We start from the raw sequence: 15,005 nt of genomic DNA on the forward strand, positions 1-15,005 counted from the left end.
AAAAACGGGCGCCCCCACAGGGACGCCCGCTCACTCTTAACAACGATAAGCCGAAGGCCTCAGCCCTCCGCCTTCTCCGTCGGCTTGATCTCTTCGCCGGTCTCCTGGTCCACGACCTTCATCGACAGCCGCACCTTGCCGCGGTCGTCGAAGCCCAGCAGCTTGACCCAGACTTCCTGCCCTTCCTTCAGCTCGTCGGAGGGGTGGTTGAGCCGCTTCGGCGCGATCTGGCTGACGTGCACGAGGCCGTCGCGCTTGCCGAAGAAGTTCACGAAGGCGCCGAAATCCACCAGCTTGACGACCTTGCCCTTGTAGATCTTGCCTTCCTCGGGCTCGGCCACGATCGAGTGGATCATGTCGTAGGCGCGCTGGATGGCCTCTCCGTTCGGCGAGGCGATCTTGATGATGCCGTCGTCGTTGATGTCGACCTTGGCACCCGATTCCTCGACGATCTCGCGGATCACCTTGCCGCCCGAGCCGATCACTTCGCGGATCTTGTCCACCGGGATCTGCATCGTCTCGATGCGCGGGGCGTGCACGCTGAACTCGCCCGCGGACGACAGCGCCTTGTTCATCTCGCCGAGGATGTGCATCCGCCCGTCCTTCGCCTGCGCGAGGGCCTGGGTCATGATCTCGGGCGTGATGCCCGCGACCTTGATATCCATCTGGAGCGAGGTGATCCCCTTCTCGGTGCCGGCCACTTTGAAGTCCATGTCGCCGAGGTGATCCTCGTCGCCGAGGATGTCGGTGAGCACGGCGAAGCGGCCGTCGGGCTCGAGGATGAGGCCCATGGCGACGCCGGCGACCGGCGCGCGCAGCGGCACGCCCGCGTCCATCATGGAAAGCGACGCGCCGCAGACCGTGGCCATCGAGGAGGAGCCGTTCGACTCGGTGATCTCCGAGACGAGGCGGATCGTGTAGGGGAACTCCGTCGGCGCGGGCAGCACCGCCTGCAGCGCGCGCCAGGCGAGCTTACCGTGGCCGATCTCACGCCGTCCCGGCGGGCCGACGCGGCCCACTTCGCCGACCGAGTAGGGCGGGAAGTTGTAGTGCAGCATGAAGTTCTGCTTGAAGGTGCCGTGCAGCGCATCGACGAACTGCTCGTCGTCGCCGGTGCCGAGCGTGCTGACCACCAGCGCCTGCGTCTCGCCCCGGGTGAAGAGCGCCGAGCCGTGCGTGCGCGGCAGGAGGCCCACCTCGCTGACGATCGGGCGCACCGTGGCGCGGTCGCGCCCGTCGATGCGCGCGCCGCCCTCGATGATGTCGCCGCGCAGGATCTCGGACTCGAGCTTCTTGAAGGCGTCGCCGAGGTTCTCGTGCGCGAGCTCCTCCTCGGTGAGCTCGGCCTTCACCGCGGCGCGGGCCTCGGCGATGGCGGTCGTGCGCTCCTGCTTGTCGGTGAGCGCGAAGGCCGCACGCATCTTGGCCTCGCCAAGCTCCTTCACACGCGCGGCGAGCGCCGCGTAATCCGGCGGGGTGAAGTCGAAGGGCTCCTTCGCAGCCTCCTCGGCGAGGTCCACGATCAGGTCCACCACGGGCTTGATCTGCTCGTGGCCGAACTGCACCGCGCCCAGCATCTCGTCCTCGGAGAGCTCGTAGGCCTCGGATTCGACCATCATCACCGCGTCGCGGGTGCCGGCGACCACGAGGTCGAGGCGCTGCTCGGGATCGAGGCGCAGGTCCTGCATGTCCTCGACGTCGGGGTTGAGGACATACTCGCCGTCCACGTAGCCCACGCGGCAGCCCGCGATCGGCCCCATGAAGGGCACGCCCGAGACGGTGAGCGCGGCCGAGGCGGCGATCATCGCCACGATGTCGGGATCGTTGACGAGGTCGTGGGACAGCACCGTGCACATCACGAGCACTTCATGCTTGAAGCCGGGCACGAAGAGCGGCCGGATCGGCCGGTCGATCAGCCGCGCGGTCAGCGTCTCCTTCTCGGTCGGACGCGCCTCGCGCTTGAAGAAGCCGCCCGGCACCTTGCCGGCGGCGTAGTATTTCTCCTGATAGTGGACCGTGAGCGGGAAGAAGTCCTGCCCCGGCTTCGCCGCCTTCGCGAAGGTGACGTTGGCCATGACGGAGGTCTCGCCCAGCGTGGCGATCACGGTGCCGTCGGCCTGACGGGCGACCTTGCCCGTCTCCAGCGTGAGGGTCTCTTCCCCCCACTTCATCGATTTCGTCGTAACGTCGAACATCTCGTATCCTTGGCTGGCCGTCGGGGCGCCTCCCCTCGGGCCGTTTCGCGTCGGAAGGCGCCCTCGCCCTCCGGCTCCTGTCGTCCTCCTGCCGCGCCGTGGAGCCGGCGGCGCGGTGCGGCGGTTGGATCGCGCCCGGCCGGGGCCGGATGCGAAAAGGGCGCGGGGTCGCCCGCGCCCTGTCGTTCCGTGCTCAGCGGCGGATGCCGAGGCGCTGGATCAGCGCCCGGTAGCGCTCCACGTCTTTCCCCTTGAGGTAGTCGAGCAGCTTGCGCCGCTGCGCCACGAGCTTCAGCAGCCCGCGGCGGGAATGGTTGTCCTTCTTGTGCGTCTTGAAGTGCTCGGTGAGCGCCTCGATCCGCTTGGTGAGGATCGCGATCTGCACCTCGGGCGAGCCGGTGTCGCCCTCCTGGGTGCCGAAATCGCGGATGACCTCGGCCTTCTTCTCGGCAGTGATCGACATCGGGTCTCCTTTCGGGTCGGATACGGCACGAGCCGGGATGTCGTCCAGCACGGCCAATAGACATATGGTCCCGCGCCGGTGCGGTGCGGGACTGCGCGTACATAGGCGATGCAGCGGCCGAAGGGAAGGGGCGCGCGCCTCAGCCCGCGCGCGGGATCAGGGTCACCGCCTCCGCCGTGAGGCCGGAGGCGGCCGGCAGCGTCGCGATCTCCGCGCCGTCGAGGGCGAGGCGCAGCGTCTCGGGGTCCTCCGGGTCGGGGGCGAGCGTGATCTCGGGCGCCGCGTCGGCGTCGTGCCGGATGGCGACGCGGTCCTCCGCGGAAAGGTCGAGAAGCTCCGCCGGATGCCCGGCGCGCGCGGCGTCGAGCACGACGGTATCCGCCCCCGCGCCGGTGGTCACCACGTCGCCGCGCCCGGCGTGGAGCGTGTCCTCCCCCGCGCCGCCGTTGAGGTAGTCGGGCGCGTCGGTCCCGTCCCCGGCCGCGTCGAAGATCACGTCGTCGCCCCGCCCGCCGAAGAGGCTGTCGGCGCCCGGGCCGCCGGCGAGCGTGTCGTCGCCGTCGTGGCCGTGCACCGCGTCCGCCCCCGCGCCGCCGGCGAGGAAATCCGCACCGCCGCCGCCCTGCAGCGAATCGGCGCCGGCGCCCCCGGCGAGCGTGTCGTCGCCGATGTGGCCGAAGAGGCTGTCCGCCCCGGCGCCGCCGGCGAGCAGGTCGTCGCCCCGGTCGCCGTCGAGGCGATCGCCCCCCGCGCCGCCCGCGAGCGTGTCGTCGCCCGCGCCGCCGCGCAGGTGATCGGCACCGCCCTGCCCCGCGACCGCGTCGTCGCCGCCATATCCGTCGATCCAGTCGTCGCCGCCGCCGCCCGCGATCAGGTCGCCCGCCGCCCCGCCCGAGAGCGTGTCGGCGCCCTCCGACCCCTGCAACGCGTCGGGCATCCCCGGCTCGGCAAGATCGGCGGCGGCCATCGGCCCCGTCGCCATGACACCGCCGAGGCCGGGGTCGGACGCCACGCCGTCGCCACCTGCGGCCGGCGGCGCCGCCTTCGGGGCGGCCATGTCCTCATCCGCCGAGCCGGGCGCGGGGCCGCGGTCGGGCTCGGGGCCACGGTCCGACTCGGCTGGCGTCGGTGCCGCCGCCGCGTTGTCGCCCTCGCTTTCCCCGAGGAGCGCCATCAGGCCCGCCGCCCGATCCTCCGCCGCGGCGGCCTCCGGATCGTCCGGCGTCTCCGGGCTCGACTTCGCGTCGGCGTCGTCGGGCGACTCGCCGCCCAGCAGCATGATCGAGCCCATGAGGGCCACACCCGTCACCCCGGCCAGCAGCAGCATCCCACCATTCCTCTCACACGCCCCCATGCGCAGGGTCGGACAGGGAGAGGCGCCGGGACAAGTCTTTCCCGATCAGGTGGTTAACGCGTCGACTCAGGGCGGCGGCTGGCCCTGCGCCTCCTCGATCTGCTCGATCACGCGGCCCGCGAGATCGCCCAGCAGCGGCACGAACTCGATCCGGGCGAGCACCGCGACGAGGACGGAGACGAGGATCGACGCCCCGATCACCGTGCCGAGGCCGAAGGCGAGCCCGCGCATGAACTGGAAGAGCATGACCTTCAGCACCGAGTCGTGAATGCGCACGATCCGGTGGCCGACGATCTCCTCGAGCGCGCGGGCGAGGCGGCGCCCCGTCTCCCGGTCGAGGGGCGCGCGGTCGAGAGGGTCGCTGTCGCGCGATCCGCGCGGGGGTTCAGCCATGGGGTGCGGCCTCCGTCCCGGGGTCTGGCTTGGGGTCCGACCAGGGTTCGGGCTGACGTGCGTAGGCGACGTAGAGCGGATGACGCGGATGTCCGGCCTGCGTCAAGCCGAGGTGGTGAAGCGGGACGCCCGCCGCCGCCAGCAGCCGCGCCACCGCCCGCCCGCGGTCGAGATGCGCGCCGTGCGCGCCCCAGGCCGCGACGGTGCGGTCGGCGGCGCGGGCGGCCTCGCGGATGGCGCGGTCGTTCTCGGGGCCGACCGGATCGGCGGCCCGGCGCATCGCCTTGGGGTCCGTGTCGCGCCAGGCGAAGATGTTGGTCACGGTGAAGCCGCCGTAGCCCAGCGCCCGCGCCCGCCGCTCGCAGCGCTCGACGGTGGGGTCGTTCTGCACCTCGGTCGCCGTCGAGGGGTTGAGCATGACGAAATGCACGTGCCCGCCGGCCGCGTCCCAGACCCGGGTGAGCAGGTAACGATAGCGCAGGCAGGGCGAATAGACGGCCACCGACTCGGCGTCGCCCTTGCGGTGCCTGCGCGTCACCAGCCCCGCCTCGTCGATCATGGCCACCCTTTCCCTGCGGTGCGCCTTCGGCGCGCCCCCGTTTCCGGCGCGGCGTGCGCCGCGCGTGCCTCCGGCGGGGATATTTCCGCCAAGAAGAAGCCCCGGGGCGCGTCGCCGCCGGTCGGCGCGGACGATAACGCGGCGACGGGCGCGCCGCTACCCGCGCCACGGCTTGCGCCCGGGGCGCGATCGCGGCAGGTCGGTGGGGAACGGAGGGACCCATGCAGATCGACTTCGACGAAATCATCGACCGCCACGGCACCCACAGCATGAAGTGGGACCGGATGGAGGCGCTTTACGGCGTGCCGGCCGCGGACGGGCTGGCGATGTGGGTGGCGGACATGGATTTCCGCCCGCCGGCCTGCGTCACCGAGGCGGTGCGGCGCATGGCCGATCACGGGATCTACGGCTACTTCGGCGACGACACCGCCTATCTGGAGGCGATCCGCTGGTGGCTGTCGGAGCGCCACGGCTGGGACGTCGCGCCCGAGTGGATCCTGACGACGCACGGCCTCGTGAACGGGACGGGGATGTGCGTCGAGACCTGGACGGCGCCGGGGGACGGTGTGGTGCTCTTCACGCCGGTCTATCACGCCTTCGCCAAGGTGATCCGCGCCGCGGGCCGCGAGGTGGTGGAATGCGAGATGCCCATCGAGGACGGGCGCTACGTGCTCGACATCGCTGCCTGGGACGCGCAGATGACCGGGCGCGAGCGCATGGTGATCCTCTGCTCGCCGCACAATCCGGGCGGGCGCGTCTGGAGCGCGGGGGAGCTGCGCGCGGTGGCGGATTTCGCGGCGCGCCACGACCTGATCCTCGTCTCCGACGAGATCCATCAGGACCTCGTCTATCCCGGCGCGCCGCGCCACGTGCCGATGCCGGTGGCCGCGCCGGAGGCGCTGGACCGGATGGTGGTGATGAACGCGACCACCAAGACCTTCAACATCGCGGGCGCCCATCTCGGCAACGTGATCGTGCCGGACGAGCGGCTGCGCGCCGACCTCGCGCAGCGGATGCTCGCGCTCGGGATCAGCCCCAATTCCTTCGGCCTGCACATGGCGACGGCGGCCTATTCGCCCGAGGGCGCGGAATGGGTCGATGCGCTCATGGCCTATCTCGACGGCAACCGGCAGGTCTTCGACGCGACGGTGGCGGAGATCCCGGGCCTCGCCTCCATGCCGCTGGAGGCGACCTATCTCGCCTGGGTGGATTTCTCGGGCACCGGCATGCCGCGCGAGGATTTCACCGCCCGCGTCGAGCAGGGCGCGCGGATCGCGGCGAACCACGGCCCCACCTTCGGCACCGGCGGCGAGAGCTGGCTGCGCTTCAACCTCGCCATGCCGCGCGCGCGGGTCGAGGAAGCGGCGGCGCGGCTGGCGGACGCCTTTTCCGACCTCCAGTAGCGGGCCGTCGCGGGCCGTCGCGGGCTGTGCGCCCGCGCAGGGCGCGCCCTGCGGGCGTCGCGGGTTTCCGCGGCGCGGGCGCGCCCCTACCTCCCGTCGCAGGCCAAGGGAGCACGCGATGGGACTTCTGATCGACGGCGAATGGCGCGAGCGCGCGCTGGTGAGCACCTCCGACGACGGCGCGTTCCAGCGGGCCGAATCGGTCTTTCGCGACTGGGTGACGCCCGACGGGGCGCCCGGCCCGGCCGGCGCCGGCGGCTTTCCGGCGGCGTGCGGGCGCTATCACCTTTACGTGAGCCTCGCCTGTCCCTGGGCGCACCGGACGCTGATCTTCCGCCGGCTGAAAGGGCTCGCGGAGCACATCGGCGTCTCGGTCGTGCATCCCGACATGCTCGGCGACGGCTGGAGCTTCGCGACGGATTTCCCCGGCGCGACGGGCGACCGGCTTTACGGTCTGCCCTTCATGCGCGACGTCTATCTCAAGGCGCAGCCGGACGCGACGACGCGGGTGACGGTGCCGGTGCTCTGGGACACCGAGCGCGAGACGATCGTCTCGAACGAAAGCGCCGAGATCATCCGGATGCTCAATTCCGCCTTCGACGGGCTCACCGGCAACACGGACGACTACTGGCCCGAGGACCTGCGCGCCGCGATCGAGCCGGTGAACGCGCGGATCTACGACACGGTGAACAACGGCGTCTACAAGGCGGGTTTCGCGCAGTCGCAGGCGGCCTACGAGGCGGCCGTGCTGCCGCTCTTCGAGACGCTCGACTGGATCGAGGACCGGCTGGGCGACAATCGCTACCTCATGGGCGACCGGATCACCGAGGCGGACTGGCGGCTCTTCACCACGCTGATCCGCTTCGACACGGTCTATCACGGGCATTTCAAGTGCAACCGGCGGCGGATCGTGGATTACCCGAACCTCTGGGCCTACACGCGCGAGCTCTACCAGTGGCCCGGCGTGCGCGAGACGGTGGATCTCGAGCACATCCGGCGCCATTACCACTACAGCCACGAGAGCATTAACCCCTACCGCATCGTGCCGGTGGGCCCCGCGCTCGACCTCGACGCGCCGCACGGGCGGGGGTGAGCGGGGCCGGGGCGCCGCGGAGGGCGGTGCCAGCGCGCAGGCCCCCCGCGCCGGACCTGTCGCAAGACCCTTGCGCGGCGGCGTGACGCGCGTAGCCTCTCGAGGCAGAGCGACGGAGGCCCGGCCATGCGCGCCCTCATCCTGATCGCGGCCCTGCTGGGCGCCGCCCCGGCGACGGCGGAGACACCCTGCGGCGGCGCCTTCTCCGCCTTCGTGGCGGAGTTGAAGCGCGAGGCGGTCGCCCGCGGCCATGCGCCCGCGACGGTGGAGCGCTTCTTCCGCGGCGTGCGCCGGGATCAGGAGGTGCTCGCCGCGGACCGGCGGCAGGGGGTCTTTCAGCTGCCCTTCACGGAGTTCGCCCGGCGGCTCATCAGCCGGAACCGGATCGAGAACGGCCGGCGCAACGCCGAACGGTGGGACGCGATCTTCGACCGGATCGAGCGCGACTACGGCGTCTCTCGGGGGATTCTCCTGTCGTTCTGGGCGTTCGAGACGGATTACGGCGCGGTGCAGGGCGATTACAAAACGCGCGACGCGCTGGTGACGCTCGCGCACGACTGCCGGCGGCCCGGGATCTTCCGCCCGCAGGTCTTCGCCGCGATCGAGCTCCACGCGCAGGGCGATTTCGACCCGCAGACCACGACCGGCGCCTGGGCGGGGGAGATCGGCATGGTGCAGATGCTGCCCGAGGACATCCTCGAAAACGGCGTGGACGGCGACGGCGACGGGCGCGTGACGCTCAAGACCTCCGCGCCGGACGCGCTGATGTCGGGGGCGAACATGCTGGTCGATCTGGGCTGGCGCGCGGGCGAGCCATGGATGACCGAGATCGAGGTGCCCGCCGGCTTCGACTGGTCGCTCTCGGGGCTGCCGGTCGAGAAGACGGTCGCCGACTGGCGCCGCCTCGGCATTCGTGCGCGCAGCGGCAATCTCGGGCCGGCGACGCTCCCGGCCTCGGTGATCGCGCCCGAGGGGCACCGCGGGCCGGCCTTCCTCGTCTATCCGAACTTCCGCGTGCTCTTCGAGTGGAACAGGAGCTTCGTCTACGTCACCACCGCCGCCTATTTCGCAACGCGGCTCGAGGGCGCGCCGGCTTTCGACGCGGGCGATCCGGAGCCGGGGCTGTCCGACGCGCAGATGAAACGGCTGCAGCGCCGGCTCGTCGATCTGGGGCACGACGTGGGCGGCGTGGACGGCATCCTCGGCGCGAGGACCCGCGCCGCGGTCCGCGCCGAGCAGGCCCGGCGCGGCCTGCCGCCGGACGGCTGGCCGACGCCCGCGTTGCTGAACCGGCTCTGAGGCGGATTGCCGCGGGCGCGGCGGATGCCTATCTGCGAAGAGCGCCGCGCAGGCGTCCCAGCGCAGAGGCCGCATGGCTCACTCCATCCCAGCGCCGGACCCGGGTCCGGTCAGCATCGGCGAGATCGTCGCCCGCCTCGACCGGCTCGCGGCGCGCGATTCGGTCACGCTCGGCGACATCCTCGCGAGCTTCGGACAGGCGAGCTTCGTGCCCGCGCTGATGCTGCCGGCGCTCCTCGTCTTCTCGCCGCTCTCGGGGATTCCCTTCTTCTCGTCGATCTGCGGGCTGACCATCGCGGCCGTTTCGGCGCAGATGCTCGTGCGGCGGCGCCACATCTGGCTGCCGCGCGTCCTGCGCGAGCGGGGGTTGAGCGGCGCGCGCCTGCAGCGGGCGCTCGGCGCGATGGCGCGCACCGGGCGCTGGATCGACCGCAACACCGGCGACCGGCTGCGCCTGCTGACGGCGCAGCCGATGGCGAGCCTCTTCACCCTCGTCTGCCTCTGCGCGGGGCTCGCCATGCCGTTTCTGGAGCTGGTGCCCTTCTCCTCCTCGATTCTCGGGCTCGCGGTGCTGCTGATCGCGGCGGCCTTCCTGACGCGCGACGGGCTCTACGCGCTCGCCGGGCTCGGCGTCTTCGCGGCGGCGCCGATGATCCCGCTCGCGCTCTGGATCGGTCTGGTCTGACGGCGCCCGCGCCTCAGACCCACTTGGCGAGCGGCGGCAGGCTCATCAGCACGGCGTCCGGGTCGTGCCCGGTGGCGAGGCCGAACTTCGTGCCCCGGTCGTAGACGAGGTTGTACTCGGCATAGACACCCCGGTGGACGAGCTGCACCTCCTTGTCGGCCTCGGTCCAGGGCGTCATGCGCCGCCGCTCCACCAACGGCAGGAAGGCCGGCAGGAAGGCGCGGCCGATGTCGCGCGTCAGCGCGAAGTCCGCCTCCCAGTCGCCGGTGTTGCGGTCGTCCATGAAGACGCCGCCCACGCCCCGCGCCCGCTTGCGGTGGGGGATGTAGAAATACTCGTCCGCCCAGGCCTTGAGCTCGGGATAGAGATCCGGCCCGTGCGGGTCCAGATACGCCTTCTGCGTGGCGTGGAAGTGCTCCGTGTCCTCGGCGTACTCGATGCAGGGGTTGAGGTCCGAGCCGCCCCCGAACCACCAGGCGTTCGGCGTCCAGAACATCCGCGTGTTCATGTGCACCGCCGGGACGTGCGGGTTCTGCATGTGCGCCACGAGGCTGATGCCGGAGGCCCAGAAGCGCGGGTCGCTGTCCATCCCCGGCACGCCGCGCTGCGCCATCGCCGCCTGAGCGGCCTCGCCCAGCGTACCGTAGACGGTCGAGACGTTGACGCCCACCTTCTCGAACACGCGCCCTTCGCGCATCACGCTCATCAGCCCGCCGCCGGCGTCCGAACCGTCGTCGGAGGTGCGGCGCGTCTCGGTGACCTCGAAACGCCCCGCCGCGTGATCGGAGAGGGGCCCCTCCGTCTGCGCGTCCTCCACCGCCTCGAAGGCGGCGACGATCTCGTCGCGGAGTTCGCGGAACCACTCCGCGGCGCGGGCGCGCTCGGCCTCGAGCATCTCGGTCATGGGCGGGTCTCCTCCATTACGGAAAGATCTGGTATCAAGGCATCTTCACCTTGGAAAGCCGCGCGGCCGGACCGCGCCGCGAAAGGGAGTTCCGCCATGGCCCGCCGCGCCCTCCTCGCCCTCGGTCTCGCCGCCGCGCTCGCGGGCTGTTCCGCGCGCGATCTCTGCATCGCCGAGGCCCGGTCCGACCTGCGCACCCTCGACCGCCTCATCGCCGAGACGCGCGCCACCATCGCCCGCGGCTACGCCGTCGAGGACCGCACAGTGCCCGAGCGCATCTTCACCCGATGCCGCGACGCCGACGGGGAGCTCGGCCCCTGCTGGGTGACCGTGCCGCGCACCGAACGCCGCCCGGTCACCGTCGACATCGCAGAGGAACGCCGCAAGCTCGCCCAGCTCGAGGCGCGCCGCGCCGAGGAGGCCGCCGCCGCAGCCGAGCGCATCCGCCGATGCCGTGCGCGCTACCCGGCGGGCTGAGCAGGTTGCACGCGTCCGGAGAGGGGGGCTGTCTGCCCCCCTCTTGGCCTGCGGCCAATTCACCCCCCGAGGATATTTCGGCCAAGAAGAAGAGTCGGGAGCGGACCCATCATCTTGGGCCAAATACTCCGGGGAGCGCGAGGGGCAGCGCCCCTCGCCCGAAAGGGAGCTCTTGCGGCCGCGAGGCCGCGCCGCTGGATCACGGGGAGGCGTCAGTGCGCCGGGGCGGCGACGGGATCGAGGAGGGTGCGGCCGCCGTCGACGGTCATGATCTGGCCGGTGACGAAGCCCGCGCCCTCGGAGGCGAGGAACTGCACCGCCTCGGCGAGTTCGCCCGGCGCGGCGATGCGGCTGAGCGGCGTGTGGTCCTCGATGTCCTCGCGGTAGCCGGCGTTCTCCTGCAGCGCGCCCTTGAGGCTCGAGGACATGACCGAGCCGAAGGCCACCGCGTTGACGCGGATCCGGTGCGGCGCGAGCGCGACGGCGAGCGAGCGCGTCATCTGGTCGAGCGCGGCCGAGGACACGGAGTAGGCCATGAGGTCGGGGTGCGTGCGCCGGGCGGCGATCGAGGACATGTTGACGATCGCGCCGACCTGCCCGGCCTCCTGTCCCTCGGCCTGCTTGATCATGCGCCGCGCGACGATTTGGCTGAGGCGCAGGCTCGTCAGGACGTTCTGTTCGATCAGCGCCTCGGTTGAGTTGTCCTCCGGGTCGAGGGGATCGGAGGCGAGCATCTGCCGCGAGGCGTTCACGAGGATGTCCACCCGGTCGAAGGCGTCGATCGTGGCCGAGAGCAGGTTGGCGAGCGTCAGGCGTTCGCGCAGGTCGCCGGCGAAGTAGCGGACGGCGTCCTCGTCGACGCGGGCGCCGAGTTCGTGGGCGAGCGCCGCCTCGTCGATGTCGGCGAACATGACGTTGGCGCCGCGGTCGGCGAAGTGGCGCCCGACGGCGAGGCCGATGCCGCGCGCGGCGCCGGTGACGATGGCCGTCTTGCCCTCGATGGAAAAACTCATGTGTCTGCCTCTCGTGGCGGGTCATCGCCCAGGACGGGTGGGGCGCGCGGCCTCCAGCACCTTGAAGCGCGCGTCGCCCGCGATCTCCTGCGCGGTGCGGAAGCGCCGCGCGAGCTCGGCCTCGTAGGGCAGATGGCGGTTGGCGACAAGCCAGAGCCGGCCGCCGGGGGCGAGGATCTCCGCCGCCGCCGCGACGAAGGCCCGGCCGAGGTCCGGGTCCGGCGCGCGGCCCTCGTGGAAGGGCGGGTTCATGACCACGCCGCCGGGCGCCGTCTCGGGCCGCCAGGCACGCGCGTCGGCCCAGTGGAAGCGGGCGCGCGGGTCGGTGACGTTCTCGCGCGCGCAGTCGAGCGCGGTGCGGTCGGCCTCCACGAGGTCGAGGCGCGCGACGCGGTCGTGCGCCAGCACGCGCGTGGCGAGATAGCCCCAGCCGGCGCCGAGGTCGGCCATGTGCGTCGGCAGCTTCGCCGGAAGCGCCCCGGCGAGCAGGACGGAGCCCGGATCCGGGCCGTCGGCGGAGAAGACGCCCGGCGCGGTGACGAAGCCCTCCGGCGTGGTCTGCCGCGCGGGGCGGCGCCAGTCGCCGAGGGTGCCTTCGGCCGGAAACCAGAAGAGCTTGCCGTGCGCCTTGGACACGGGCGCGGAGACCGAGACCCGCCGGCGCAGGTCGCGCAGGATCGATTCGACGCCGTCGGTCTTCTGCCCGTCGACGATGACGGGCCCGCCGGGGGCGACCGCCGCGTCCGCCGCGGCGACCAGATCGCGGGCGAGCGCCTTGGCGCGCGGCAGGACCACGAGTGCGGCGGCATACGGCCCGTCGAGTTCCGTCGTCACGTCGAGGCCCTGCCGGGCGCGCAGGTCGTGGGCGGGCTGGCGCGGTTCGATCACCTGCACGCGGGCGGCGGGAAGCGCGCTCAGGTCCGTGGTCTCTCCGGGGTGGAGGACGGCCACGCGCCCCTCCGCCGGGAGCGGCAGGGCGCCGTCCTCCAGCGCGAGGGTCAGGCGGGGTGCGGACACCGGAGCGCGCCTATTCCTTTTCCATCGTGCACTGGAGCGGGTGCTGATGGCGCCGCGCGAAATCCATGACCTGCGCCACCTTGGTCTCGGCGATCTCGTGACTGAAGACGCCGACGACGGCGACGCCTTTCTTGTGGACGGTCAGCATGATCTCGAAGGCCTGCGCGTGGCTCATGCCGAAGAACCGCTCGAGCACGTGCACGACGAATTCCATCGGCGTGTAATCGTCGTTGAGAAGCAGCACCTTGTAGAGCGGCGGACGCTTGGTGCGCGGCTTGCTCTCGATCACGACGTTCGTGTCCGCCCCGTCCCCGTCGTCGGGCGGGCCGGACATCGCGGTTGGGGTCCGGATCGCAAAGCTCATGGGACTGTCGTGCGTTAGGGCCACTCGCGCGCAATATAGCCGCTGATCCGCGCGAGAAAAGAGGGGGCCCGACACGGTGCACGGCACGGCGCGCGGCACGGTGCGCGGCGCGGCGTGGTGCGACGGGGCGCCGCCGTCACCGCTGCGCCGCTTCGCCACGAAAATGCCGACATCGTCAGGCTTTGTCGCATGCGGCTGTTGTGGTAGCGTATCCGCAAAACAACCAGCGGTCGGGCGCGACGACTCGACCCGAGGCAGACGAGGCAGAGACAGTGAGCGAGGGGTACCGCCTGCGGCCCGTGCGGGCCTGCGTCATTTTCGCGCTTTCCCTTTGGATCGCGGCGCTCGCGCCCATGGGCGCGGCGGCTGCGCCCTATGCCGCGCTGGTCATGGACGCGCGCAGCGGCGAAGTGCTGCACGCCGAAAACGCGGACACGCGGCTGCATCCGGCCTCCCTGACGAAGATGATGACGCTCTACGTCGTCTTCGAGGCGGTGGAGAACGGCGAGATCGACCTCGACGACAAGGTGACGATCTCCCGCGCCGCCGCCGCGGAACCGCCCTCCAAGCTCGGTCTGCGAAGCGGGCAGGAGATCAAGCTGCGCTATTTGATCCGCGCGTCGGCGGTGAAATCGGCCAACGACGCGGCCACCGCGCTCGCCGAGGCGATCTCGGGCTCCGAAGCGGCCTTCGCGCGGCGCATGAACCGCACGGCGAAGGCGCTCGGCATGAGCCGGACCACCTTCAAGAACGCGCACGGGCTGACCGAAAAGGGCCATCTTTCGACCGCGCGGGACATGACCGTGCTGGGGCGGCACCTCTTTTACGACTACCCGGAGTACTACAACCTCTTCTCGCGGCGCTCGACGCACGCGGGGATCAAGTCGGTGCCGAACACCAACCGGCGGCTCCTGAACGCCTACCGCGGCGCCGACGGGATCAAGACCGGCTACACCCGCGCCGCGGGCTTCAACCTCGTCGCCTCGGCCGAACGCGGCGGCGAGCGCGTGATCGCCACGGTCTTCGGCGGCCGCTCCACGGCGACGCGGAACAAGCGCGTGGCGGAACTGCTCGATCTCGGCTTCCGCAAGGCGCCGTCGCGCGTCGCGGTGCGCCGGCCGGCGCGCCCGCCCTACCTCGGCCCGGTCGGCCACGGCCGCGCCGGCAAGACCGTCCGCGTGAGCGGGCTGGTGACGCGCTCGCTCCGGCCCATGCCGCGCCCGGGCGCCGGGGAGGACGTCGCGGTCGCCGTCGCCATGTCCGTGCAGGCGCCCGCGATCGAGGCCGGCGTGGACGTGGCGCAGGGCGCTGCCGACGCCGGGGCCGCGCCCGCCCCCGCGGCGCGGCCCGCGCAGCTCGCCGCGGCGGCGGGCCCCGCGACGCCCGCACCGGCGCCCCGCCCCGAGGTTCTGACCCGCGTCTCCACCGCCGGGGGCGGCGACTGGGCCGTCAATCTCGGGCGCTACCCGTCGCGCTATCACGCCGAGAAGGCGCTCCTGACGACGGCGCTGACCGACATCGCCGCGCTCGACGGCGCGCCGCGCGAGGTGGTGCGGCGCTCGGGCGGGTTCGACGCGCAGTTCGTCGGGCTGACGCGCGAGGGGGCGGACCTCGCCTGCCGCCGGCTGCAGGCGCGGGAGATGACCTGTTTCACGGTCGCGCCCGGCTGAGCCGGCGGCGAGGGGGCGCTGCCCCCTCTTGGCCTCGCGGCCAATTCACCCCCGGAGTATTTGGACCAAGATGATGGGCGGGTGCGCGGGGCGCCCGGTTGATCGCCGGGCCCGGG

15 protein-coding genes are annotated in these 15,005 nt (G+C 71.9%); 6 read left to right on the forward strand and 9 right to left on the reverse strand.

Annotation, left to right across the window (positions count from 1 at the left end):
- Positions 1–59: 59 nt before the first annotated feature.
- From pnp to DRV84_RS04185, 5 genes are all read right to left on the reverse strand, one after another.
- Positions 60–2,195 (reverse strand): polyribonucleotide nucleotidyltransferase, encoded by a 2,136-nt coding sequence (gene pnp, locus DRV84_RS04165; RefSeq protein WP_115978616.1) that lies wholly within the window; start codon positions 2,193–2,195, stop codon positions 60–62.
- 193 nt (positions 2,196–2,388) lie between these two features.
- The gene (gene rpsO, locus DRV84_RS04170) at positions 2,389–2,658 is read right to left on the reverse strand and encodes a 30S ribosomal protein S15 (protein ID WP_115978617.1); all 270 of its coding nucleotides are present in this window, start codon (positions 2,656–2,658) and stop codon (positions 2,389–2,391) included.
- Positions 2,659–2,797: 139 nt separating this feature from the next.
- Positions 2,798–3,985: a calcium-binding protein gene (locus DRV84_RS04175; RefSeq protein ID WP_115978618.1), complete on the reverse strand. Its 1,188-nt coding sequence runs from the start codon at positions 3,983–3,985 to the stop codon at positions 2,798–2,800.
- Between the two features lie 93 nt (positions 3,986–4,078).
- Complete coding sequence (locus DRV84_RS04180; protein ID WP_239994976.1) at positions 4,079–4,405, reverse strand: DUF5665 domain-containing protein; 327 nt, start codon at positions 4,403–4,405, stop codon at positions 4,079–4,081.
- Positions 4,398–4,946, reverse strand: a complete 549-nt coding sequence (locus DRV84_RS04185; RefSeq protein WP_115978714.1) for a DUF1643 domain-containing protein — start codon at positions 4,944–4,946, stop codon at positions 4,398–4,400. Before DRV84_RS04185 ends, DRV84_RS04180 begins: the two co-directional genes overlap by 8 nt.
- 245 nt (positions 4,947–5,191) lie before the next feature.
- Here DRV84_RS04185 and DRV84_RS04190 point away from each other — a divergent pair, with 245 nt between their 5' ends.
- The 4 genes from DRV84_RS04190 to DRV84_RS04205 all read left to right on the forward strand — a co-directional run bounded on the left by DRV84_RS04190 (position 5,192) and on the right by DRV84_RS04205 (position 9,444).
- Positions 5,192–6,367 carry a MalY/PatB family protein gene (locus tag DRV84_RS04190; protein WP_115978715.1) on the forward strand — a complete coding sequence of 392 codons (1,176 nt, stop codon included), beginning with the start codon at positions 5,192–5,194 and terminating at the stop codon, positions 6,365–6,367.
- Positions 6,368–6,485: 118 nt separating this feature from the next.
- Complete coding sequence (locus DRV84_RS04195) at positions 6,486–7,460, forward strand: glutathione S-transferase family protein (RefSeq protein WP_115978619.1); 975 nt, start codon at positions 6,486–6,488, stop codon at positions 7,458–7,460.
- A 126-nt stretch (positions 7,461–7,586) separates the two neighbouring features.
- Entirely contained in the window at positions 7,587–8,759 is a 1,173-nt protein-coding gene (locus tag DRV84_RS04200) for a lytic murein transglycosylase (RefSeq protein WP_115978620.1), read from the forward strand.
- 73 nt (positions 8,760–8,832) lie between these two features.
- A complete protein-coding gene (locus DRV84_RS04205) occupies positions 8,833–9,444 on the forward strand; it encodes an exopolysaccharide biosynthesis protein (RefSeq protein WP_115978621.1) in 612 nt (203 codons plus the stop codon).
- Between the two features lie 13 nt (positions 9,445–9,457).
- Here the strand turns inward: DRV84_RS04205 and hemF are convergent, their stop codons facing one another.
- Positions 9,458–10,339 (reverse strand): oxygen-dependent coproporphyrinogen oxidase, encoded by an 882-nt coding sequence (hemF, locus tag DRV84_RS04210; RefSeq protein ID WP_420541604.1) that lies wholly within the window; start codon positions 10,337–10,339, stop codon positions 9,458–9,460.
- A gap of 105 nt (positions 10,340–10,444) precedes the next feature.
- Between hemF and DRV84_RS04215 the strand changes: the two genes are divergently transcribed.
- The gene (locus tag DRV84_RS04215; RefSeq protein ID WP_115978623.1) at positions 10,445–10,825 is read left to right on the forward strand and encodes a hypothetical protein; all 381 of its coding nucleotides are present in this window, start codon (positions 10,445–10,447) and stop codon (positions 10,823–10,825) included.
- Between the two features lie 212 nt (positions 10,826–11,037).
- Here the strand turns inward: DRV84_RS04215 and DRV84_RS04220 are convergent, their stop codons facing one another.
- The 3 genes from DRV84_RS04220 to clpS are packed head-to-tail and all read right to left on the reverse strand — an operon-like array spanning position 11,038 to position 13,219.
- The gene (locus DRV84_RS04220; protein WP_115978624.1) at positions 11,038–11,838 is read right to left on the reverse strand and encodes an SDR family NAD(P)-dependent oxidoreductase; all 801 of its coding nucleotides are present in this window, start codon (positions 11,836–11,838) and stop codon (positions 11,038–11,040) included.
- Between the two features lie 21 nt (positions 11,839–11,859).
- Positions 11,860–12,855 (reverse strand): class I SAM-dependent methyltransferase, encoded by a 996-nt coding sequence (locus DRV84_RS04225; RefSeq protein WP_115978625.1) that lies wholly within the window; start codon positions 12,853–12,855, stop codon positions 11,860–11,862.
- A gap of 10 nt (positions 12,856–12,865) precedes the next feature.
- Positions 12,866–13,219 (reverse strand): ATP-dependent Clp protease adapter ClpS, encoded by a 354-nt coding sequence (gene clpS, locus DRV84_RS04230; RefSeq protein ID WP_115978626.1) that lies wholly within the window; start codon positions 13,217–13,219, stop codon positions 12,866–12,868.
- Between the two features lie 353 nt (positions 13,220–13,572).
- Between clpS and DRV84_RS04235 the strand changes: the two genes are divergently transcribed.
- The gene (locus DRV84_RS04235) at positions 13,573–14,889 is read left to right on the forward strand and encodes a D-alanyl-D-alanine carboxypeptidase family protein (RefSeq protein WP_115978716.1); all 1,317 of its coding nucleotides are present in this window, start codon (positions 13,573–13,575) and stop codon (positions 14,887–14,889) included.
- Positions 14,890–15,005 lie beyond the last annotated feature (116 nt).

The organism is Rhodosalinus sediminis (assembly GCF_003385555.1).
Classification (GTDB): domain Bacteria; phylum Pseudomonadota; class Alphaproteobacteria; order Rhodobacterales; family Rhodobacteraceae; genus Rhodosalinus; species Rhodosalinus sediminis.

What these genes read in the sequence shown, in the direction of transcription:
- pnp (WP_115978616.1), bottom strand. Translation starts at nt 2,195, where the DNA reads ATGTTCGACGTTACGACGAAATCGATGAAGTGGGGGGAAGAGACCCTC.
- rpsO (WP_115978617.1), bottom strand. Translation starts at nt 2,658, where the DNA reads ATGTCGATCACTGCCGAGAAGAAGGCCGAGGTCATCCGCGATTTCGGC.
- DRV84_RS04175 (WP_115978618.1), bottom strand. Translation starts at nt 3,985, where the DNA reads ATGCTGCTGCTGGCCGGGGTGACGGGTGTGGCCCTCATGGGCTCGATC.
- DRV84_RS04180 (WP_239994976.1), bottom strand. Translation starts at nt 4,405, where the DNA reads ATGGCTGAACCCCCGCGCGGATCGCGCGACAGCGACCCTCTCGACCGC.
- DRV84_RS04195 (WP_115978619.1), top strand. Translation starts at nt 6,486, where the DNA reads ATGGGACTTCTGATCGACGGCGAATGGCGCGAGCGCGCGCTGGTGAGC.
- DRV84_RS04200 (WP_115978620.1), top strand. Translation starts at nt 7,587, where the DNA reads ATGCGCGCCCTCATCCTGATCGCGGCCCTGCTGGGCGCCGCCCCGGCG.
- DRV84_RS04205 (WP_115978621.1), top strand. Translation starts at nt 8,833, where the DNA reads ATGGCTCACTCCATCCCAGCGCCGGACCCGGGTCCGGTCAGCATCGGC.
- hemF (WP_420541604.1), bottom strand. Translation starts at nt 10,339, where the DNA reads ATGCTCGAGGCCGAGCGCGCCCGCGCCGCGGAGTGGTTCCGCGAACTC.
- DRV84_RS04215 (WP_115978623.1), top strand. Translation starts at nt 10,445, where the DNA reads ATGGCCCGCCGCGCCCTCCTCGCCCTCGGTCTCGCCGCCGCGCTCGCG.
- DRV84_RS04220 (WP_115978624.1), bottom strand. Translation starts at nt 11,838, where the DNA reads ATGAGTTTTTCCATCGAGGGCAAGACGGCCATCGTCACCGGCGCCGCG.
- clpS (WP_115978626.1), bottom strand. Translation starts at nt 13,219, where the DNA reads ATGAGCTTTGCGATCCGGACCCCAACCGCGATGTCCGGCCCGCCCGAC.
- DRV84_RS04235 (WP_115978716.1), top strand. Translation starts at nt 13,573, where the DNA reads ATGGGCGCGGCGGCTGCGCCCTATGCCGCGCTGGTCATGGACGCGCGC.